Annotated in this window: 14 protein-coding genes; 10 read left to right on the top strand and 4 right to left on the bottom strand. The window is 73.4% G+C overall.

All coding sequences use genetic code 11. From position 1 onward, the window contains the following. Positions 1-249: 249 nt before the first annotated feature. Positions 250-1,215, top strand: a complete 966-nt coding sequence (locus ACWGN5_RS30080; RefSeq protein ID WP_351183971.1) for a zinc-binding dehydrogenase — start codon at positions 250-252, stop codon at positions 1,213-1,215. 127 nt (positions 1,216-1,342) lie between these two features. Next, the gene (locus tag ACWGN5_RS30075; RefSeq protein ID WP_453520912.1) at positions 1,343-2,713 is read left to right on the top strand and encodes a cellulase family glycosylhydrolase; all 1,371 of its coding nucleotides are present in this window, start codon (positions 1,343-1,345) and stop codon (positions 2,711-2,713) included. Between the two features lie 140 nt (positions 2,714-2,853). Here ACWGN5_RS30075 and ACWGN5_RS30070 read toward each other — a convergent pair whose 3' ends face one another. Both ACWGN5_RS30070 and ACWGN5_RS30065 read right to left on the bottom strand, forming a co-directional pair. Continuing rightward, positions 2,854-3,744: a helix-turn-helix transcriptional regulator gene (locus tag ACWGN5_RS30070; RefSeq protein ID WP_453520911.1), complete on the bottom strand. Its 891-nt coding sequence runs from the start codon at positions 3,742-3,744 to the stop codon at positions 2,854-2,856. A gap of 1 nt (position 3,745) precedes the next feature. Further along, a complete protein-coding gene (locus ACWGN5_RS30065; protein ID WP_453520909.1) occupies positions 3,746-4,624 on the bottom strand; it encodes a DUF4097 family beta strand repeat-containing protein in 879 nt (292 codons plus the stop codon). Positions 4,625-4,774: 150 nt separating this feature from the next. Between ACWGN5_RS30065 and ACWGN5_RS30060 the strand changes: the two genes are divergently transcribed. Next, positions 4,775-5,590, top strand: a complete 816-nt coding sequence (locus ACWGN5_RS30060) for a hypothetical protein (RefSeq protein WP_453520906.1) — start codon at positions 4,775-4,777, stop codon at positions 5,588-5,590. A gap of 21 nt (positions 5,591-5,611) precedes the next feature. Here the strand turns inward: ACWGN5_RS30060 and ACWGN5_RS30055 are convergent, their stop codons facing one another. Continuing rightward, positions 5,612-5,797: a DUF6104 family protein gene (locus ACWGN5_RS30055; RefSeq protein WP_018102711.1), complete on the bottom strand. Its 186-nt coding sequence runs from the start codon at positions 5,795-5,797 to the stop codon at positions 5,612-5,614. Between the two features lie 100 nt (positions 5,798-5,897). Between ACWGN5_RS30055 and ACWGN5_RS30050 the strand changes: the two genes are divergently transcribed. The 7 genes from ACWGN5_RS30050 (at position 5,898) to fxsT (ending at position 17,585) form a co-directional block, all read left to right on the top strand. Beyond that, on the top strand, positions 5,898-6,425 hold the full coding sequence (locus tag ACWGN5_RS30050; RefSeq protein ID WP_453520903.1) for a CU044_2847 family protein: 528 nt from the start codon (positions 5,898-5,900) through the stop codon (positions 6,423-6,425). Continuing rightward, complete coding sequence (locus ACWGN5_RS30045; protein WP_453520901.1) at positions 6,422-8,455, top strand: VMAP-C domain-containing protein; 2,034 nt, start codon at positions 6,422-6,424, stop codon at positions 8,453-8,455. The genes ACWGN5_RS30050 and ACWGN5_RS30045 overlap by 4 nt, the downstream gene beginning before the upstream one ends. A gap of 220 nt (positions 8,456-8,675) precedes the next feature. Beyond that, the gene (locus tag ACWGN5_RS30040) at positions 8,676-9,692 is read left to right on the top strand and encodes an AAA family ATPase (protein WP_453520898.1); all 1,017 of its coding nucleotides are present in this window, start codon (positions 8,676-8,678) and stop codon (positions 9,690-9,692) included. 7 nt (positions 9,693-9,699) lie between these two features. Further along, the gene (locus ACWGN5_RS30035; RefSeq protein ID WP_453520896.1) at positions 9,700-12,858 is read left to right on the top strand and encodes an SAV_2336 N-terminal domain-related protein; all 3,159 of its coding nucleotides are present in this window, start codon (positions 9,700-9,702) and stop codon (positions 12,856-12,858) included. Positions 12,859-12,948: 90 nt separating this feature from the next. Next, positions 12,949-13,155 (top strand): hypothetical protein, encoded by a 207-nt coding sequence (locus tag ACWGN5_RS30030; protein ID WP_453520893.1) that lies wholly within the window; start codon positions 12,949-12,951, stop codon positions 13,153-13,155. A 75-nt stretch (positions 13,156-13,230) separates the two neighbouring features. Further along, the gene (locus ACWGN5_RS30025) at positions 13,231-14,508 is read left to right on the top strand and encodes an HEXXH motif domain-containing protein (protein WP_453520890.1); all 1,278 of its coding nucleotides are present in this window, start codon (positions 13,231-13,233) and stop codon (positions 14,506-14,508) included. Positions 14,509-14,567: 59 nt separating this feature from the next. Further along, positions 14,568-17,585 (top strand): FxSxx-COOH system tetratricopeptide repeat protein, encoded by a 3,018-nt coding sequence (gene fxsT / locus ACWGN5_RS30020; protein WP_453520887.1) that lies wholly within the window; start codon positions 14,568-14,570, stop codon positions 17,583-17,585. A gap of 87 nt (positions 17,586-17,672) precedes the next feature. On the opposite strand, the gene ACWGN5_RS30015 is transcribed toward fxsT, so the two are convergent. Next, a partial coding sequence (locus ACWGN5_RS30015; RefSeq protein WP_453520884.1) for a multifunctional oxoglutarate decarboxylase/oxoglutarate dehydrogenase thiamine pyrophosphate-binding subunit/dihydrolipoyllysine-residue succinyltransferase subunit occupies positions 17,673-21,140 on the bottom strand: 3,468 nt, incomplete at its 5' end.

The following is a 21,140-nucleotide window of genomic DNA, read 5'->3' as shown; positions in this document are numbered from 1 at the left end:
GAGAGGACCGGACGGGGCCCTTCGGCGTACGGAGGCGGTGCGCGGAGGCGCTGGGCGGGTGTGCCGTACGGAGGCGCTGTGCGGTGGTGCCGTGTCGGTGGGGTCCCGGGTGTACGGGGGTGCTGTGCGGTGTGCCGTGTCGGTGGGGCCCCCGGGTGTACGGGGGCGGGCGCGGCGGTACGCGGTGGGGTGCGCGTCACAGTCAGGTGCGGTTCCGTCACGCACCCGCGGGCCCCTAGGGTCGGGCTCATGTTCGCTGCCTACGCTGCCCGAATCGACCGCGACCAGCCCCTGAACGGCCTCGAATTGGGCGAACGCCCCGAGCCCGAGGCGCGTCCCGGCTGGACCACCGTCACCGTCAAGGCCGCCTCGCTCAACCACCACGACCTGTGGTCGCTGCGCGGGGTCGGACTGCCCGAGGAGAAGCTGCCGATGATCCTCGGCTGCGACGCCGCCGGCATCGACGAGGACGGCAACGAGGTCGTCCTGCACTCCGTCATCGGCCAGACGGGTCACGGCGTGGGGCCGAACGAGCCCCGCTCCATCCTCACCGAGCGCTACCAGGGCACCTTCGCCGAGCGGGTGAGCGTCCCCTCCTGGAACGTGCTGCCCAAGCCGAAGGAGCTGTCCTTCGAGGAGGCCGCCTGCCTCCCCACCGCCTGGCTGACCGCGTACCGCATGCTCTTCACCAACGCCGGCGTACGGCCCGGGGACTCCGTGCTCGTGCAGGGCGCGGGCGGCGGCGTCGCCACCGCCGCGATCGCCCTCGGCAAGGCGGCCGGCCTGCGGGTCTTCGCCACCAGCCGCGACGAGGCCAAGCGCAAGCGGGCCGTCGAGCTCGGCGCCGTCGAGGCGTACGAGCCGGGGGCGCGGCTCCCGCAGCGGGTGGACGCCGTCATAGAGACCGTCGGCGCCGCCACCTGGTCGCACTCGGTCAAGTCGCTGCGGCCCGGCGGCACGCTCGTCATCTCGGGCGCCACGAGCGGCGACCGGCCCTCCCATGCCGAGCTGACCCGGATCTTCTTCCTGGAGCTGAAGGTCGTCGGCTCGACGATGGGCTCCAAGGACGAGCTGGAGGACCTGCTGTCGTTCTGCGCGGCGACGGGCCTGCGGCCGGTGATCGACGAGGTCCTGCCGCTGGACCGGGCGCGCGAGGGCTTCCAGAAGATGGCCTCCGGCGAGCTCTTCGGGAAGATCGTTCTGAAGACCTCGTGACGAACCCTTGATACAGGTCGGTCGACCTGATGGGATCTCCGGCACGCGAAACATGAACATCGCTCACCTTGTTGTGTCGCCATGTCGTGTCCCTTGTCGTGTCACCTTGTCGTGCCGGAGGTCCACCTTGTTGCGCACCACCCTCGCGGCGACCGTCGTCGTCGCCTCGCTGCTCGCCCCGACCACCGCCAGGGCGGAGACCGGCGGTGACGCGATACCCGCCCTCACCGACGCGCGCGGCCGGGTCCTCACCCTGCGCGGCTGGAACGTCGGGGACAAGGCCCACAGCGGTGACAGCGCCCTCTCCTCGATCACCGAGAAACACTTCCGCGACATGCGGGCCAAGGGCTACAACACGGCCCGGCTCCTGGTCTTCTGGGACGACCTGGAACCCCGGCCCGGCCAGTACAGCCAGACGTACCTCCGCAAGATCGAACGGGTCCTGGACTGGGCCGAGCGCCATGACGTCAAGGTCGTCCTAGACGCCCACCAGGACGTCTTCGGGCCCGCGTTCGGCCACCGGGGCGTGCCCGCCTGGGCCACCAGGACCGACGGGCTGCCCTTCACCCCGCACCCCGACGACTGGTTCTCCGAGTACTTCGAGCCCGCCGTCCAGCGCGCCTTCACCCACCTGTACGAGGACGAGGACCTGCGGCGAGCCCAGGCCCGCATGTGGCGGGTCCTCGCCGACCGCTTCGAGGACCACCCGGCCGTCCTCGGCTACGACCTGATCAACGAGCCGATGGGCGAGCTGCGTGAGGGCGAGGACCTGGCGACGGCCGCCCGGCGCATCGAACGGGACCAGATCACCCCCATGTACAACCGCCTTGCGGACGCGATCCGTTCGGTCGACGAGGACGGCTGGGTCTTCGTCGAGCCGACCCCGATCGTGGGCGAGGGCGTGCCCACGGGGCTGGGGAAGGTCGACGACCCGAAGGTGGTCTACGCCCCGCACTTCTACAACAGCACGATGGAGGCGGGCGGCGACTACGACCCGTCGGCCGGCTGGATCGAGAACTACGAGGCGGCGGTGACCCTGTACCCCAAGGAGTACAAGGTGCCGGTGGTCGTGGGGGAGTGGGGGCCCCTCAACAACTCCCTTCCGAACATGAACCGCTTCTACCGCGAGGCCATGGCCTCCCTCGGCCGCTACGGCTCCGGCTGGACCGGCTGGGAGTGGTGCTACGGCGGCGGCTACTGCGCGGTGGACGCCGACGGGGCCTTCCGTACGAACAAGGAGCTGACCGCCGAGCCGTACGCGGAGGCGGTCGCCGGCACCGTCCGCTCCACGGCGTACGACCCGGGGGCCGGGGTCTACCGCCTCTCGTACGACGCGGCCGGCCGGCGCGGCTCCCGCCTCACCGAGCTCTCCCTGCCGCCCGGCGACTGGCGGGTGACCGCCCGCGGCGGCGCACTCGTCCTCCGCAAGGACCGCTCCAGGGCCTGGATCCTCGCGACCCCGAACGCCCGGGTGACGGTCACGGCGACACGGGGCTGACGACCCCGCTGCCGGTCCGGCCCCTCGACGGGGTGCCGGCCCGGTCAGGTCGCCGGGCCCGTCAGGTCGCCGGGCCCGGTCCGGTCCGGCCTCGGCCCGGTCCGGCCCGGTCCGGCCCGGTTCCGGTCCGGCCCCGTCCGTCAGGGCTTTCTCTCGGGGTTCAGCAGGGACGTGATGCGGAGGGCCGCCGTCGACAGGTGGCGGCGGGTCTCCGTCAGCTGGTCCTGGGTCACCCCGTGGTCGCGGGCCGCGTCACGGATCTCGTCGCGGAAGCGGTCCAGGAGCCGGTCCAGGTCGCGGGCCGGGTCGCCCGTGCCCGCCGTGTCCCGCGCCCACTCCGGGGTCTCGTCGGTGGGGGAAGCCGGCTCCTGCGAGGCGGCCTTCGGGTGGGTCGTGCCCGCCACCAGGTCGCCGAGCTGGGCCGTGATGCCCGAGATCCCCTCCCAGACCCCCTTGGGCCAGTCGCCCCGAGAGAACCGGTCCTGGACCTCCTCCTGCACCTGCTGGGCGATCCGCTGGAACTCCTTCGCCTGGCGCCGCGCCGAGCGGGCCTCCTCGCGGGCCTCGCGGGCCTGCTGCTTCCACTCCTGCGTGAAGCGGCGCATCTCCTCCTTCGCCTCGGCGAACGAGGGGGGATCCACCGTCCGGCTCCGGCCCGCGGCCGCGCGCATCTCGCTGCGGACCCGGCCGGCCGCCCCGCGCACGTCGTCGCGGATCTCCGCCGCAAGCTCCGAGACCGATTCGCGGATCTCCCGCTCCAGGTCGTCCAGTTCGGCGCCGCGACCGGCCAGCTCGGCGCGGCCGGCGTCGGTGATCGAGTAGACCTTGCGGCCGCCCTCGCTGGCGTGGGTGACGAGGCCCTCGGCCTCCAGCTTGGCGAGGCGCGGGTAGACCGTGCCCGCCGAGGGTGCGTACAGCCCCTGGAAGCGCTCCTCCAGGAGCCTGATCACCTCGTACCCGTGGCGCGGGGCCTCGTCGAGCAGTTTGAGGAGGTACAGGCGGAGGCGTCCGTGGGCGAAGACGGGCGGCATGTCAGAGCACCTTTCCGGTCGAGGAGGAGGTCGAGGAGGCGACGGCTTCGCCGTCCTCCTCGGGCTCGGGGCGGCGGAGCAGGGCGATGGAGCCGGAGACGGTCGTCGCCTTGAGGGTGCCCCGGCCCGAACCGAGCGTGCCGGTGATGGACTTGGCGCCCCACTGGCCTCCCACCCGCAGGTCCTCGAAGGCGTTCGACACGGCGCCGCTCGTGGTGCTCGCCTCCACCCGGGCGTCGGCCGGGTGCGGGAGCCGGATGGCGACCTCGCCGGAGACGCTGGTGAGCCGGATGTCGGCGGGCGGCCCGTCGATCCTGGCCGGGTCGAGGTCGATGACCATGTCGCCGCTGACCGTGTCGGCCTTCACGGAGGAGCCCGCGCCCTCGATCACCGTCACATCGCCGGTCACGGAGCTGACGCGCAGGGCGCCGGTGACCGACTGGGCCTCCAGGCTGCCCGAGACGCTCTCGGCGCGGACCGGGCCGGAGAGCCCCAGGAGCGTCGTGTCGCCCGTGACGCCGCGCACCTCCGTACGCCCTCTGATCCCCGTCACGACCGCCTCGGCGCCGACCACGCCCACCTCGACATCGACGCCCGCCGGGACGGCGACGGAGACCACGGCCCGGCGCCGCCGGTACTCCCTGCGCTCGAACCACTTGAGGATGCCCTTCCAGTGCAGGTCCTCGTAGGTCACGGTCAGCGTGGAGCCGTCCTGCGTCACGATCAGCGGCGGACCCTCGATCTCCGAGATCTCCACACGGGCGGCACTCTCGTCCGTCCCCACCACGTTCACCGTGCCGTTGACGATGCGGACCTGCAGCAGCGTCACGGGGTCGGCCGGAGCCAGCTTCGTCGGCTCGGTGACGGACCACTCTGTCATGGTGCTGACCTCCCGTATCGGCAACGCAACATATCGCGTCTCTCGATAGACACGATATATCGCGGTCAGGTGGAGTCAACCCTGACTCATCCCTGACAGGGGAGGGGCAATACGCGTCGTACATGGACAAATTGGCCTAGCGTAGGGCCCATGAACGCGACATCCGGACCGCTCCCCGTCGGAGCCCTGCTGCTCTGCCGCGCCGAGCCCCCGGCGGTCCGGCCGCCGGCCCAACTCCTACGGGAACAGCTGCTCCTCGCCCCCGCGGGCGCCGAATGGAGCGTGCTCGTACCGGAGGGGAAGCCCTGGCTGCACGGCGGGGAGCCCGTCGAACAGGTCGTCACCGGCTGGGCCACCGCCCTCGCCGTCTCGGCCGCCGGCTGGCCCGTCGTCGCGCTCTGGTGGGACCGCGACCGGGCCGGCCTCACGCTCGCCGCCGGCTTCCGCCGTACGGTCGGCTACACCTGGCTCGCCGACGGCACCCCCGTCGGCGAGGACGAGGCCATGCGCACCTTCGCCGCCCGGCTCGGCCTCGATCCCGTCCTGGACGTGCAGGCCCTCGAACCGCTCACCGAGCCCGACCGGGAAGCCGACGCCCACACCCGGCTCCTCGGCGTCGTCGCGGTCCTCGCCCGCGCCGGGCTCGCCCTGCCCACCGGGATCGTCCCGGGCGAGAGCGCCGACCGGCTCCGCTCCGTCGCCCTGGCCCAGGGCGCGGAGCAGCTCGAAGGGGCGGGGTGGCGGGAGGCCGTGCGCGCGGAGCTGGACGTGGTGGAGGGCGGTCCCCTCGGCCCGTACCTGCGCGGCCCGAAGGCGCGCGTACTGGGCGGGGCGCAGCTCCTCGTGGGGGTGCCGCTCTTGCTCTGGGGCGCCGGGCGGCGCAGCGGCGGCTGGGCGACGGCCGGGGCGCTGCTCGTCGCGCACGGCGCGTTCGGGCTGGTCTACGACCGGCTGCGGGAGCGGTGACCCCGCAGCCGGAGGGAGTTCCTACTCGTCCTCGTCCTCGTCGTCGTCCAGGCGGGCCAGCCAGGTCGCGAGGCGCTCGACGGGCACCTCGAAGTCGGGGTTGAGGTCGACGAACGTCCGCAGCTGCTCGGCGAGCCACTCGAAGGTGACCTCCTCCTCGCCGCGCCGCTTCTCCAGTTCCTCGATGCCACGGTCGGTGAAGTACATGCGATCAGGATAGGCCGTACCCCTCACGTCCCCTGTCGCCCGTCAGTCCCACCGATTAGCCTTCTGGATCCAACATCGCTTCGGGGAGCGGGGGGCCGCTGTGGCACACGGGATCGCTCGGATTCGACTGGACGACGGCACGCCCGTCTGGGCGCGGGTCAGCGACGCGGAGGAGCTCGGCAGGGGCGGCGGCTTCCAGGACACCGGCGTCAGGGACCGGGTGGTCTCGATGGCCGGCGGGCTCACGGACGTGGTGCGCGGGGTCGTCGGCTCCCTGCGCGCGGGGCTCGATCCACAGGGGCCGGTGGAGGTCGCCGTCAGCTTCGGCATCGAACTCTCGGCACAGTCCGGCAAGGTGATCGGCGTCCTCGCGGACGGCGCGGGCAAGGCCTCGGTGAACGTCTCCCTCACCTGGACCGAACCGGGCCCGGCAACCGCCCCCGAGGCGACCGGGACGAGCCCGACGGCCGAAGCCGGGGCGACCGGGACGAGCCCGACGGCCGAAGCCGGGGCGGAGGCCGCGACCGGATCCGCAGAACCCGCGCCGGGCTCCGCCGTGGCGGCGCCCGCGGAACGGCGCTCAGGCATCGTCCCGCAGCGGCGCCCGGCGGCCGATGGCACCGCATGAGCGCCTTCGACGCTCTCGTGCGCCCCGCACTCGTACGCATCGGCGCTCCCGACGGCGGGTATGACCCGCACGGCGACCAGTTCTGGGGGACCGGCTTCTTCATCGCCCCCGGCTGGGTGCTGACGTGCGCCCATGTCGTGGCCGAGGGGGGTGGCGAGGTGTGGAGGAAGGAGCCGGCCGTCGGCATCACCTGGCAGGACGGCAGGACCACGCGCCGGTCCGTCGGCACGGTGGTGCTCGCCCTGCCCCGGCCCGAGGACCCCGACGTGCGCCCCGAGCCCTGGGGCTTCCCCGACGTCGCGCTCGTGCGCGTGCCCGGCACCGAAAAGGCCTCCTGCGTCCAGCTCGCCGAGCTGCCCCCGGACCGGACCACCAGGATCGGCCTGCACGGCTGGTCCCGGGAGACCGGGGAACTGGGCATCCGCCAGGTCCACGGCGAGCTGAGCGGCGTCGACACCATGGCCCTCGTCACGAAAGAGGTGTTACCCGTCGAGGGCTGCTCCGGCGGCCCCGTCGTCGACGACGCCACCGGTGCCGTGATCGGCTTCAACAAGGGCCGCTGGTCCCACCAGGGCGCCCTCGTCCCGATCACCGCGCTGCGCCGCCTGCACGACGCTCCCGGGGGCGAGTTCTGGGCCGAGGCCCTCCGCGACCACGACCGCCATCACCTCGGCCACTACCTCCAGTCGCTCGACGACGGATACGACTGGACGCGCGCGCAGGAGCGGCTCGACGGCCCGCAGCCGCTGAGCCCGAAGCTCCGCACCAGGCTCCGGGGACAGCTCGCCGCGCTGCCCCCGCCCATCAACCCCGGCGAGATCATGGACCTGGTCGACCAGGTCAAGGCCTGGATCAGGAACACCACGACCCCGGACGCCTTCGAGGACGACCCGCGCACGTGGAGCGAGGGCGCCGCCCTGCTGTACGGGCTGCGCGCGCCCGACCGCAGCGATCCCGGCGACCCCGGCCTCGACGCCGTGCTCCTGTACGCGGCCCATGTCGTCCGGCGGGTCACCGGGCGCCCCGGCGGTCTGGGCGACGAGGCCGCCTTCCGGGGCTGGATCATCGACCGGGCCGCCGACGCGGGCCCGTTCCTCCGCCGTGAGATCGACGACCTGATCGGCGCCGGCCGCGCGGCGGCCCCCGCCTCCGTCCGCGAGCGGCGGGCACGCGCGGACGTGCTCCTGGAGATCGACACGCCCCGCTGGGGCCGGCGTTACCCCTGGCGCGTGAAGCTGCTCCGCGACGGGCACATGGTCACCCCGCTCCACGGCGACGACCGCGGCGTCGAGCGGGCCCAGCTCAAGGAGACCCTGCGCGGTCCGCTCGCCGAGGCCCTCCGGCTCGGCGACAACGGACCGCACCTGGCCTCCGTGGAGGCCGTGCTGCCCCGCGAGCTCTTCGACGAGCCGCTCGACACCTGGCGGCTCGAACCCTCGCAGGGCCCCGACGAGGCGTGGGGGTCCATCACCCTCGGGCAGCGCCGCATCGTGGTCATCAGGGACGCCCGGCGCCACGGCAAGGACGCGTCGCCCGAGTGGCGGGAGCGCTGGGAGGCCGGGGAGCGCGGGCCGCTGCGCGCGGTCCCACTGCGCGCCGAGGTGCCCGGGGCCGGCCCGGACGCCCACACCCCGCGCGTGCGGCGGGAGATCTGGGCGGAGACGTACGACCGGCTCCGTGAGGCCGAGGGCGGCACCGTTCCCGTGTACTGCGGCCCGGTGGGCAGCGGCGACGGGCTCATGGCGATGAACGCGGCCCTCACCGCCGGCCATCCGCTGGCCCTCTGGCGGACCGGCGCCCACGACCACACCGACTGCGCGGACTTCCACGCGCGGGCGGAAGGGCTGCTCGCGGAGGCGCGCACGGCCGAGGGGCTCGGCAAGCCCGTCCGCTCGCTGCGGACCCTGGCGCCGGAGCGGGCCGACCTCGCCTGGGCCGAGACCATCGCCGTCCTGTACGACCCGCCCGACCGCCCGCCGCACGGCGGCCGCCTGGAAGCGCCCCCGCTACTCGGCGAGGAGGACCCGTGACGGCACCCCCGCGCGCCGCGCGCCGGACGGCGGTCCTGGACCTGTCCCCGCGCGCCGCGCGCGCAGTCTCGTCCCGTGCCCCGTCCAGCCCACCCCCGTACGCGAGTTGGGCGGTTTCCGGTGCCGTCCGGGACGACCGGATTCGGGGTCGGCAGGGGCCGCCCCCGGGGGGTAAGTTCAGGAAGCCCGGCCGGCACACCACAGCCAGGAGGAGTCCATCGTGAACGATTGGCGGATCTACCGTGGGGCCGGGCATCCGCACGACGAGATACGGCGCCTGCCCGCCCCGCCGCCCTGGCGCGACTTCTCGACGGGCGGCGCGGACGACACCCTGGCCGGCTCCGACCGGCGGCTCGGCGTCAAGCGCAGACTCGTCCAGAACCACCACCCCCGGCCCGAGGAGACCGACGCCGTCAACGCCGCCCTCTACCTGCGGCGTCCCCTTCTCGTCACCGGCAACCCCGGCACCGGCAAGTCCACCCTCGCGCACGCCGTCGCCCACGAACTGCGCCTCGGCCGCGTGCTGCGCTGGCCGATCGTCAGCCGCTCCACCCTCCAGGACGGCCTCTACCGGTACGACGCCATCGGCCGCCTCCAGGACGTCCAGCTGGAGCGCGCCCAGAGCGGGGCGTCCGGCTCCGCCGCCGCGGCCCCGGCCGGCATCGGCTCGTACATCCGGCTCGGACCGCTCGGCACCGCGCTGCTCCCCTCCGAGCAGCCCCGCGTGCTGCTCATCGACGAGCTGGACAAGAGCGACCTCGACCTGCCCAACGACCTCCTGAACGTCCTGGAGGAGGGCGAGTTCGCCGTCCCCGAGCTGGAGCGGCTCGCCGACCGGGAGCCGGTCGTCGAGGTGCTCAGCGACGACGGCCGCAAGGTGCCGGTGTACGGCGGCCGGATCCGCTGCACCACCTTCCCCTTCATCGTGCTCACCTCCAACGGCGAACGCGACTTCCCCGCCGCCTTGTTGCGCCGCTGCATCCGCCTGGAGCTCGAACCGCCCGGCGAGGAACAGCTCGGTGCGATGATCGAGGCCCACCTCGGGACCGAGGCCGCCGCGGGCGACGGCGAACAGGGCCTGGTCCAGCGCTTCCTGAACCGGGAACCCGGTGAGGTCATCGCCACCGACCAGCTGCTCAACGCGCTGTACCTGACCCAGCACGCCTCCCGCGCCGAGCGGGTGACCAGGGAACGCATCGCGGACATGCTCATGCAGCCGCTCGATCAGCCGAGGTGATGACCGGATGCACCGGACGCGCCGGATGCCTCTGGAGGAGCTGACCCGCAGACTGCGGGCGGGCGGCGTGGACCCGTCCGCCGAGGCGGTCGCGGACGCGCTCTGGCTGTCCCAGTGGCTGCCGGAACCGGAAACTCCCGATCCGGATCCGTCGGCCCGCGCGGACGACGGGAGCGAGGGCGGGAGCGCGGACGACGAGGGCGCGGTGACCGCCCGACCCGCCGGTGAGGGGCGAGATCCGGCCAATCGCGAGGAGACGCCCCCGCGTACGCCCGGGCCCACGCCCGCGCGTGGAGGCGGTGACTCCGTCTCCCTCCACATGCGCGCCGGAGCCGCTCCCGCGGCCGGAACGCGCGTCCGCCCCGGCAGGGGTACGAGGCGGGGCGCGGCCCTGCCCGTCCGCGCGCCCGGCGCCAACGCCCTGCCGGGACTCCTCGGCCTCCAGAAGGCCCTGCGCCCGCTGCGGGGGTACGCCCCCGCCCCGCCGCGCCCCGACGAGGGCGTCCTCGACGAGGAGGCCACCGCCGACCGCAGCGCCGCCGCGGGCATGCTGATGCCCGTCCTGCGCCCCGCCGCCGTCCGCCGCCCCGACATCCAGCTCCTCATGGACACCGGCCCCGCCATGGTCGTCTGGGACCGCATGGTCGAGGAGCTCCGCCAGGCCTGCCAGCAGTCCGGCGCCTTCCGCGACGTCCAGGTGCACCGGCTGTACGACACCGGCGAAGGACCGCCACTCGTCACCACGACCAGCGGCAGCGACGGCAGACCGCGACTCCGCCCCGTCGACCAGCTCCACGACCCCACCGGACGCCGCCTCACCCTCGTCGTCAGCGACTGCGTCGGCCCCCTGTGGCAGCGCGGCGCCGCCCAGCGCTTCCTGCGCGACTGGCCCCGCCACTCACCGCTCGCCCTCGTCCAGCCGCTGCCGCCCCGCCTCTGGCCGCGCACCGCCCTCCCCGCCGAACCGGGCACGTTCCAGCGCTCCGCGGCCCCCAGGGGCCCCGCCGTCTTCCGCTCCGACGACGAACCGTGGGCCGCCCTCGACCCGGCCCGGCGGGCCGTGCCCGTGCTCACCCCCACCCCCGAGGCCTTCGCCTCCTGGGCCCGCCTCCACACCGGCCACGGCGGCGACACCGTCCGCGGCTGGGCGGCCTGGCTCGCCCCCGAGCCGCCGCGACCGCAGGCGCCCCGCACGCCCCGCGCCCCGCGCGGCGACGAGGAACTCCTGCACGCCTTCCGGGCCGGCGCCTCGCCCGGCGCGCTCCGGCTCGCCGTCCACCTTGCGGCCGCCCCGCTCACCCTCCCCGTCATGCAGCTCGTCCAGCGCGCGATGCTGCCCGACACCGGGCCCATGGAGCTGGCCGAGGTGCTGCTCAGCGGACTGCTCCGCCGGCTGCCCGGCCCCGCCCCGTACCCCTGCTTCAGCTATCCGCCCGGCATCCAGCAGCTCCTCCTCGGCTCGCTCGACCCCGGCGCCGCCGCCCTCGTCCTCAAGCACTGCTCGGCCTATGTGGAGCGGAACTTCGGCCAGGGCATGCGCAACTTCCCGGCGCTCGCCGCCGCCCGCCTCGCCGGCCACGGCGCCGACGGCGAGGACGGGCCCGGCCTCGCCGCCCCGCCCGACGACACCGACGACCCCGCCGGCCCCGAGGGCGCCGAGGCGGAACTCTTCGCCCGCATCCCCGCGCGCGTGCTCCGCTTCTACCACCCCGACCTCGTCACCCCCGACCCCCTCACCGAAGCCCGCCGCCTCCTCGAACAGGGCCGCGCCCAGTCCGACCCCGCCCTCCTCGCCGCCGCCCGCGAGCGCGCCGAGGAGGCGCTCCCCGCCGCGCCCGTCGCGGCCCGGATCCTCCTCGGCCGCATCCTGTACGCGGAGGCGGGCACCGGCGCCGCCCGGCGTGCGGGCCGCCGCCACGAGCTCCTCACCCGGGCCGCCGACACCCTCGTCCACGCCGGGGAGCTGGCCAGGCCCGGAGACGACCACTGGGCCGAGGCCCGCCTCGAACGGGCCGCCGTCCACCACGCCCTGTGGCAGGAGACCGCGGACCCCGGGCAGCTCGACGCCGCCCTCGCCGTGCTCGCCGGGGACGCCGGCCAATGGCCACCGGCCGCCCGGCCCGCCCTGCGCCTGCGCCGGGGACGGCTGCTCCTCGCGCGCGGTGACGGCGCCGCGGCCGCCGAGGAACTCACCGCCGCCCTCGACCTCGGGGAGAGCGCCGCCGCCCTGCTCGACCTCGCCGACGCCCTGCACCTCGCCGAGGCCGGAGCGGACCGCGTCGCCCCCGTCCTCGACCGCGCACAGGCCCTCCTCGGCGACGGCCGCGCCCTGAGACTGCGTCACACCGCCGCACGGGCCCGCCTGTACGACACCGCGGGCGACGGCACGGCGGCCGACGAGGCGTACGAGGAGGCCACGCTGCTCGCCCCCGTCGAGAACGGACAGCGCGGCCGGCTGCTGCTCGCCTGGGGCGCCTCGCTGCTGCGCCGCGCCGCCGCCGGCACCGGGACCCGGCCCGTCGACCGCGCCGAGTCCGTGCTGCGCGAGGCCCTCACCTGCCTCCCCGCCGGCGCCGCCGACCGCGAGCGGGCCCGGATCCTCATCGGCAGCGTCCTCGCCCTGCGCTTCGACCGCGCGGGCTTCCTGCCGGACCTGTACGAGAGCCGCCATCTCCTCGACGAGGCCCTCCGCGCCACCCGCGACCCGGCGACCCGGGCCGAGGTCTGGCTGCAGCTCGGCTGGGTGCAACTCCAGCTGAGCGAGGCGGCGCGGGACGGGCAGCTCGTCGGCGCCCTCACCGCCTTCCGGCGCGCCGCCGAGGAGACCCGCGCCGCCCGCGGCGACACCCCGGGCACGGTCACCCTGGCGCGGGCGCTCCACGCCCAGGGCGCGGTGCTGTACCTGATGGACCGCGTCGGCAGCGCCGCGACCGCCCTGACGGAGGCCGCCGAGCAGTGGCGGCGCCTCGACGGCATGCTGGTGCCGGTCGACTGGGCGGACGTGGAGCGGACCAGGACCCTGCTCGCCGAGGTCGGCGCCGACCCCCGCCCGCGCCCGGACCGCTTCTCCCGCGAGGAACGGCGCCGGATCGCGCCGCCCTGGTGGGCATGGCGCGAAGGGGAAACGGAACGGCTTGATAACGGGGGCGCGCATGGGCGCAGTTGAGTCGAACGGGTTTCTGCCTTTCGGACGTCGGGAAGAACCGCTCCGCCGCTACGACCGTGGGGGGCAAGGGCTGGTGAGGAGGAGCCGAGCGTGTTGGAGCACACGAAGCGGGTCGCAGGCGTCGACCGGGTCGGGGGACGTCCCCGGCGCCTGCCCGATCTCACCGGCGTGGACCTGCGGACCCTGCGCTTCATGGACGATCCCGACCTGGCGGCGGCCGTCGAGCGGGTGCTGTGGCACCCGCAGGAGCTGGCCGACTCCTGGACGGAGAGCGCCGGGACCAGGGTCCACGGCTGACCGCCGGCGCCAGGGGCGCGCCGACCGACCGTTTCCGGCCAGATGCGCACCGCCCGTCGGCCGGGGGAGGCGGGAGTGAACACCGCCTCCCTGCCCGCGTCCGTCTTCGTCCAACTGGCCCGGATCAGCCCCGCTCCGGCCGGGCTCGCCCTGCTGCGGTCCGCCCTGCACGCCCGACGGCTGCTGCTGTTCAAGGCGCTCCTGGTCCGCGTCCACCGGCAGCGGGCGTCCGTCGGACCGGGCGCGCTCGACCGGTTCGAGCGCTCCTGGGACCTGCTCGAACGGGTCGAGCGACACCATCCCGCCGTGGTCCGGGACGTCCTCGACTACCCGACGACCGGGGCCTGGCTGGCCGGCGCGCTCACCGAACCCGCCGGACCGGCCTTCGACCGGCTGCTCGGCCACCTCGACCACCTCGCGGTCACCGCCGCCCTGCGCGGTGGTGACCCGCTCGACCTGACCGTCGAGACCCCGGACGGCCTGCTTCCGCTGCCCGGGGTGGGCCGGCTGCGGGTGGCCGCCGACCGGGTCCGGATCAGCGCCGAGGAGCGGACCGCACGCTTCCACCCGGACGGCTCCCACCACGCCGCGCCCGCCGTCCTGACCACGACCGGCCGGGGCCGCGGTCTCCTCACCGGCCATGGATCCGGCTGGAGCGCGATCCGCACGCTCCCCCACAGCACCACCCGCCTCGACGACCTCGATCCGTACCGGGTGCCGCCGGGAGCGGGCGGCGGCATGGCGGTCATCGCGGCCGATCCCGCCGAGACCGACCACGCCGCCTGGTCCGCCCTGTGGCGTGCCGCCCGGGACCTCCTCGTCCGTACGGACCCCGGCCGGGCCGCCGAGGTGGCCCGGGGCGTCCGCGCGGTCGTCCCGGTCCTTCCGCACGGGCCCCGGCACCTGGGCGGCACCCTGAGCGCCGCCCCCGGAGCCGTACTCACCTCGCTGCCCGAGGGAGCCCCGGGGATGGCCGAGACGCTCGTGCACGAGCTGCACCACAGCAAACTGGCGACGCTCCACGAACTCGTACCGCTGTACGGCCCGGGGCGGGAGGCCGTGCACCGGGTCGGCTGGCGGCCGGACCCGCGGCCCGTCGCCGGCGTGCTGCACGGCGCCTACGCGCATCTGGCCCTGGCCGATCTGTGGCGGCGCGTGGCCACCACCGAAGGGGTGCCGACGGCTTGGAGGACCACGGCCGGGCAACAGTTCGACGACATCCACGATCAGGTGGGCGCGGCGCTGCCGATCCTGCTTGAATCCGATGAACTGACCGGGGAGGGGCGGGAGTTCGTGCATCACATGAGGCGACATCACGTGAGCCTCGGCGCGACTCCCCTCGTCGCTGGGTAACACTGTGCCCACGGCACATGACACTGCGTTGCGCGGAAGCGGGACGGGAGACACGGCAGATGGCGGAACAGCGGTCGGGCGGTACGGCGGACCACGGGGCCGGAAGAGCGCCGGAACACGTCCTCGTGGTCTTCCCCGGCTATCACCGCCCGTGGGCGACCTGGATCAACCAACGACTCGACGCGTACGGGGTGCGCGCGAGCCTGCAGCGCTGGGACCCGCCCCGCGAGGTGCCCCTGGAGGACTCGCTCGGCGACCTGCTGCTCGCCCGCGGCCAGGTGCTGCTCGTCCTGGACGACTGGTTCTTCCAGCTCGGCCCGCGCCCGGCCGGCGAATGGAACGACGCGCTGCGCGGCTTCGTCGCCGCCCACGCCGAGCGGTTCGCCGCGGTCAACCTCACCAACCGGACCCTGCTCCCCGCCACCGCCGTCCTCGAACCCGTCAGCCTGTGGGGCGTCGGCGAGGAGGAGGCCGAGGCCCGGCTGCTCAGCCGGCTCGGCATCGAACCCCGCCGTGCCACCGGCCGCCGGCTGCCCGCCGGGGCGCTCGTCCGCTTCCCGGACACCCCGCCCGAGATCTGGGGCGAGATCCCGCGCCGCAACCCGCGCTTCACCGGCCGCGACGACCTGCTCACCGAGCTCCAGGAACGGCTCATGGACGCCGAGCGCGGCAGCGCCGCGTGCACCCTGCTCGGCATGTCCGGCATCGGCAAGACCCAGCTCGCCGCCGAGTACGCCCACCGCTTCAGCTCCGACTACGACGTCGTCTGGTGGGTCAGCTCCGACGACCGCAACGTGCAGCGCGACCGCTTCGGCGAACTCGCCACCGAACTCGGCCTCCCCACCGGCAACGAACCCGGAGAACGCATCCGCGCCGTCCGCGAGGCCCTGCGCCGGGGCGACCCGCACTCCCGCTGGCTCATCGTCTTCGACGGCTGGGACGACACGGACGGCGTGAACGTCATGCTGCCGCACGGCCCCGGCCACGTCCTCGTCACCTCGCGCAACCGCGGCTGGGGCGACTACACCGACATCCTCGAAGTCCCCGGCTTCGACCGCGCCGAGTCCACCGCCTACCTGATGCGGCGCGCCCCGCACGTCACCGCGCCCGAGGCCGACGAGGTCGCCGCCGAGTTCGGGGACGTACCGCTGCCGCTCGTCCAGGCCGCGGCCTGGCTCGGCGAGTCCCGCATGGACGTCTCCGAATACCTGCACATGGTCCGCGAAGGACGGATCTCCGCCGTCGAACCGTCCGGAGACGGCTTCCCGCAGGCGTCCCTGACCTCCTGGTCGATACTGATCAACCGGCTCCGACGCGCCCAGCCGCAGGCCATCGACGTGCTCAGCCTGTGCGCCTCCTTCGCCCCCGGCCGCATCCCGCTCGGTCTCATCCGCGCCTATCCGCAGGCGGAGCTCCCCGAGGACCTGCGCTGGATGGTCACCGACCTCGCCGCCTGGTCCCGCGCCCTGGACACCCTCGTCAACTACTCGGTGCTCACCCGCGAGACCCGGGGCCCCGTCAACAACGCCGAGGTGGGGCCGCACCAGGAGTCCGTGCACATGCACCGGCTCGTCCACGACATCGTCGCCCGGCTCACCGAGGGCGACCACCGCGAAGCCCACCGCAAGGCCGTCCGCACCCTGCTCGCCGAGGCCGACCCCGGCAACCCCATGGACAGCCGCCACTGGCCCCGTTACGCGGAACTCCTGCCCCATCTGGAGCCCTCCGGAGCGCTCCTCAGCCACAACCCGCGCACCCAGACCGCCGTACTCAACTGCCTGCGCTACTGCTTCCGCAGCGGCGAGTTCAAGGCCGGCGTCCAGCTCGCCGAGAAGATCCGGGACAACTGGTCCACCTTCATGGGCCCGCTGGACCAGCCCATGCTGGACCTGACCACCCAGCAGGGCAACATCCTGCGGTCCTTCGGGCGCTTCCGCGAGGCGTACGAACTCGACCTCGCCCAGCGCGACCGACTCGCCGCCGCCCAGCCCCCCAACGAACTCGGCACGCTGCTCTCCAACAACGCCATCTGCAGCGATCTGCGCTTCCTCGGCCAGTACAAGGAGTCGGAGAAGCTCCAGCGCCAGGTGCTCGCCGACGCCGAACGCCTCCTCGGCGAGAGCGAGTTCTCCACTCTCGTCGCCCGCCACAACCTCGGCGTCACCTTCCGGCAGCTCGGCCGCTTCCAGGAGGCGTACGAGTCCGACGCCGAGACCCTCGCCCACAGCGAGCGGGTCCTCGGCAAACGCCACTCCCACACCCTCAACTCCAGCAACGCCCTCGCGCACGACCTGCGGCTGCTCGGCAAGTACCGCGAAGCCCTCGCCCGCCAGGAGGCCAACGTCCTGCGCCATGTGCAGGTCCTCGGCCCGCAGCACCTCCAGACCCTGTACGCCCGCACCCAGCTCGCCCTGTGCCGGCGCCGCGAGGGCGGCTTCCAGCAGGACCTCGGCGCCACCATGGCCAGCCTGCTCGACCAGCTGGAGCAGGTGCACGGCCGCACCCACTACATCACCCTCACCTCCCTCAACAACTACGCCAACTTCCTGCGCGAGCACGGCGACCTCGACCACGCCCGCGAGCTCAGCCACGAGGCCGAGGCCGGCTACCGCGCCCTCCTCGGCCCCGCCCACCCGGTCGCCACCGGCGTCCTCGCCAACACCGCCCTCGTCCTCCAGGCCTCGGGCGAACGCGCGGACGCCCTGGCCATCCTGGAGGCCGCGCTCGCCGGACTGGCCTCCTCGCTCGGCCCCGACCACCCCTGGGTGCTCGGCTGCGCGCTCAACACCAGCGCCGCCCGCAACTTCAACGGACGCGTGCACGACGCCGCCGAGCTCAGCCGGGACACCCTGCGCCGCGCCCGGCACACCCTCGGCAACGAGCACCCGCTCACCCTGTCGAGCCAGGTGGCCCTCGCCACCGACCTGCGCGGCCTCAGGGAGAACGAGGAGGCGAGCAAGCTGGAGGAGGACGCCCTGCTCACCCTCACCCGCACCCTGGGCGCCCAGCACCCGCACACCCTCTCGGCGCGCCAGCGCAACCGGCCCTACTGGGACTTCGAGGCCAACCTGGGCTGACAGCCCGTACGAGCGAGGGAAACGCCGGAGGCCCGGCACCCCGAGTGGGGTGCCGGGCCTCCTTCCGTACGCGTACGGAGTGGTCGATCAGGCGTCGAAGACCTCGTTGACCAGCTGCTGCTGCTCCGCCTGGTGGCGCTTGGCCGAGCCGACCGCCGGGGAGGAGGAGTGCGGACGCGAGATCCGGCGCAGGCGCTCGCCCGCCGGGATGTCCGCACCGACCGCCAGGTCCAGGTGGTCGATCAGGTTGAGCGCGATGAACGGCCAGGCACCCTGGTTCGCCGGCTCCTCCTGCGCCCAGATGTACTTCGCGGCGTTCGGGTACTTGGCGATCTCGGCCTGCAGCTCGGCACCCGGCAGCGGGTACAGGCGCTCCAGACGGATGATCGCGGTCTCCGTGTCACCACGCTTCTGACGCTCGGCCTCCAGGTCGTAGTAGACCTTGCCCGCGCAGAAGACGACCTTGCGGACGTTCGCCGGGTCGACCGTGCTGTCGCCGATGACCGGGCGGAAGCCGCCCGTGGTGAACTCCTCCACCTTGGACGCCGCGGCCTTCAGACGCAGCATCGACTTCGGGGTGAAGACGATGAGCGGCTTGTGGTGCGGGTTGTGCACCTGCCAGCGCAGGAGGTGGAAGTAGTTCGACGGCAGCGTCGGCATGGCGACCGTCATGTTGTCCTGGGCGCACATCTGGAGGAAGCGCTCCGGACGCGCGGACGAGTGGTCCGGGCCCTGGCCCTCGTAGCCGTGCGGCAGGAGCAGCGTGACGCCGGAGGTCTGGCCCCACTTCTGCTCGGCCGAGGAGATGAACTCGTCGACGACGGTCTGCGCGCCGTTGACGAAGTCACCGAACTGGGCCTCCCAGATGACCAGGGAGTCCGGGCGGGCCAGCGAGTAGCCGTACTCGAAGCCCATCGCCGCGTACTCGCTGAGCAGCGAGTCGTAGACGTTGTAGTGGGCCTGGTCCTCGGTCAGGTAGAGCAGCGGGGTGTAGTCCTCGCCGGTCTCCTGGTCGACCAGGACCGCGTGGCGCTGGCCGAAGGTGCCGCGGCGGGAGTCCTGGCCCGACAGACGGACCGGGGTGCCCTCCATCAGCAGGGAGCCGATGGCGAGGGTCTCGCCGAAGCCCCAGTCGATGGTGCCGTCGTCGATGGAGGCGGCACGGCGCTGCATCTGCGGGAGCAGACGCGGGTGGACCGTGATCCGCTCCGGGACGTTGACCTGCGACTCGGCGATCCGCTTCACGACCTCCTGGGAGACCGCGGTGGTGACGGCGACCGGGAACTCGGCCTGCGCGTCCGGCACGGTGGTCGCCGCCGGGGCGGCGGTGGCCTCGCGGACCTCCGCGAACACCTTCTCCAGCTGGCCCTGGAAGTCCTGGAGCGCCTGCTCCGCCTCTTCGAGGGTGATGTCGCCGCGACCGATGAGCGACTCGGTGTACAGCTTGCGCACCGAACGCTTCTTGTCGATCAGGTTGTACATCTGCGGGTTGGTGAACTGCGGGTTGTCGCCCTCGTTGTGACCGCGGCGGCGGTAGCAGATGAGGTCGATCACGACGTCCTTGTTGAACGTCTGGCGGAACTCGAAGGCGAGCCGCGCGACGCGGACCACGGCCTCCGGGTCGTCGCCGTTCACGTGGAAGATCGGCGCCTCGATCATGCGGGCCACGTCGGTCGCGTACATCGAGGAACGCGAGGACTCCGGGGCGGCGGTGAAGCCGACCTGGTTGTTGATGACGATGTGGACCGTGCCGCCGGTGCGGTAGCCCCGCAGCTGCGACATGTTCAGCGTCTCGGCGACGACGCCCTGGCCGGCGAAGGCCGCGTCGCCGTGGAGGGCGACGGGCAGGACGGTGAAGTCCGTGCCGCCCTTGTTGATGACGTCCTGCTTGGCGCGGACGACACCCTCGAGGACCGGGTCGACCGCCTCCAGGTGCGAGGGGTTGGCGGTGAGCGACACCTTGATCTGCTCGCCGTCCAGGCCGGTGAAGGTGCCCTCGGCGCCCAGGTGGTACTTGACGTCGCCGGAGCCGTGCATCGACTTCGGGTCGAGGTTGCCCTCGAACTCGCGGAAGATCTGCGCGTACGACTTGCCGACGATGTTCGCCAGGACGTTCAGGCGGCCGCGGTGGGCCATGCCGATGACGACCTCGTCGAGGCGCGACTCGGCGGCCGAGTCGATGACCGCGTCGAGCAGCGGGATGACGGACTCGCCGCCCTCCAGGGAGAAGCGCTTCTGGCCGACGTACTTCGTCTGCAGGAAGGTCTCGAAGGCCTCCGCCGCGTTCAGCCGGCGCAGGATCCGCAGCTGCTCCTCGCGCTCCACGCGGGAGTGCGGGCGCTCGACGCGGTCCTGGATCCACTTGCGCTGCTTCGGGTCCTGGATGTGCATGAACTCGACGCCGGTGGTGCGGCAGTACGAGTCGCGGAGCACGCCGAGGATGTCGCGGAGCTTCATCATCGACTTGCCGGCGAAGCCGCCGACCGCGAACTCCCGCTCCAGGTCCCACAGGGTGAGGCCGTGCTCGGTGATGTCCAGGTCGGGGTGCTTGCGCTGCTTGTACTCCAGCGGGTCGGTGTCGGCCATGACGTGGCCGCGGACCCGGTAGGAGTGGATCAGCTCGAAGACGCGCGCGGCCTTGGTGACGTCGTCGTCGTGCGAGGCGTCGATGTCCTTGAGCCAGCGGACCGGCTCGTAGGGGATGCGCAGGGCCTTGAAGATCTCGTCGTAGAAGCCCTCCTCGCCGAGGAGGTAGTTGGCGACGACGCGCAGGAACTCGCCGGAGGCGGCGCCCTGGATGACCCGGTGGTCGTAGGTCGACGTGAGCGTCATGACCTTCGAGATGCCGAGCTTGTTGAGGGTGTCCTGGCTCGTGCCCTGGAACTCGGCCGGGTAGTCCATCGAGCCGACGCCCATGATGACCGACTGTCCGGGCATCAGACGCGGCACGGAGTGGACGGTGCCGAGGCCGCCGGGGTTGGTCAGGGAGACCGTGACGCCGGTGAAGTCCTCCATCGTCAGCTTGCCCACGCGGGCGCGCTTGACGATGTCCTCGTAGGCCTGCCAGAACTCGAAGAAGTTGAGCGTCTCGGCCTTCTTGATGCCCGCGACGACGAGCTGGCGGTCGCCATTGGGCTTGACCAGGTCGATCGCGAGGCCGAAGTTCACGTGCTCCGGCTTGACCAGGGTCGGCTTGCCGTCCTTCTCCGCGAAGGAGTAGTTCATCGACGGCATGGCCTTGATCGCCTGCACCATCGCGTAGCCGATGAGGTGCGTGAAGGAGATCTTCCCGCCCCGGGCGCGCTTCAGGTGGTTGTTGATCACGATCCGGTTGTCGAAGAGCAGCTTCACCGGGACGGCGCGGACGGACGTGGCCGTCGGCACCTCCAGGGAGGCGTTCATGTTCTTCGCGACCGCGGCGGCGGGGCCGCGCAGCGTGATCAGCTCGGGGCCGGCGGGGGCCTCCTTCGCCGGGGCGGCCTTGACCGGCGCCGGAGCGGCGGCGGCGGGCTTCGCGGCGGCCGGCGCGGGGGCCGCGGCCGGCTTCACGGGAGC

It is taken from the genome of Streptomyces sp. NPDC055815 (assembly GCF_053616475.1).
Note: the sequence above shows the minus strand (reverse complement) of the source record. Positions and strands in the feature narration are given on the sequence as shown.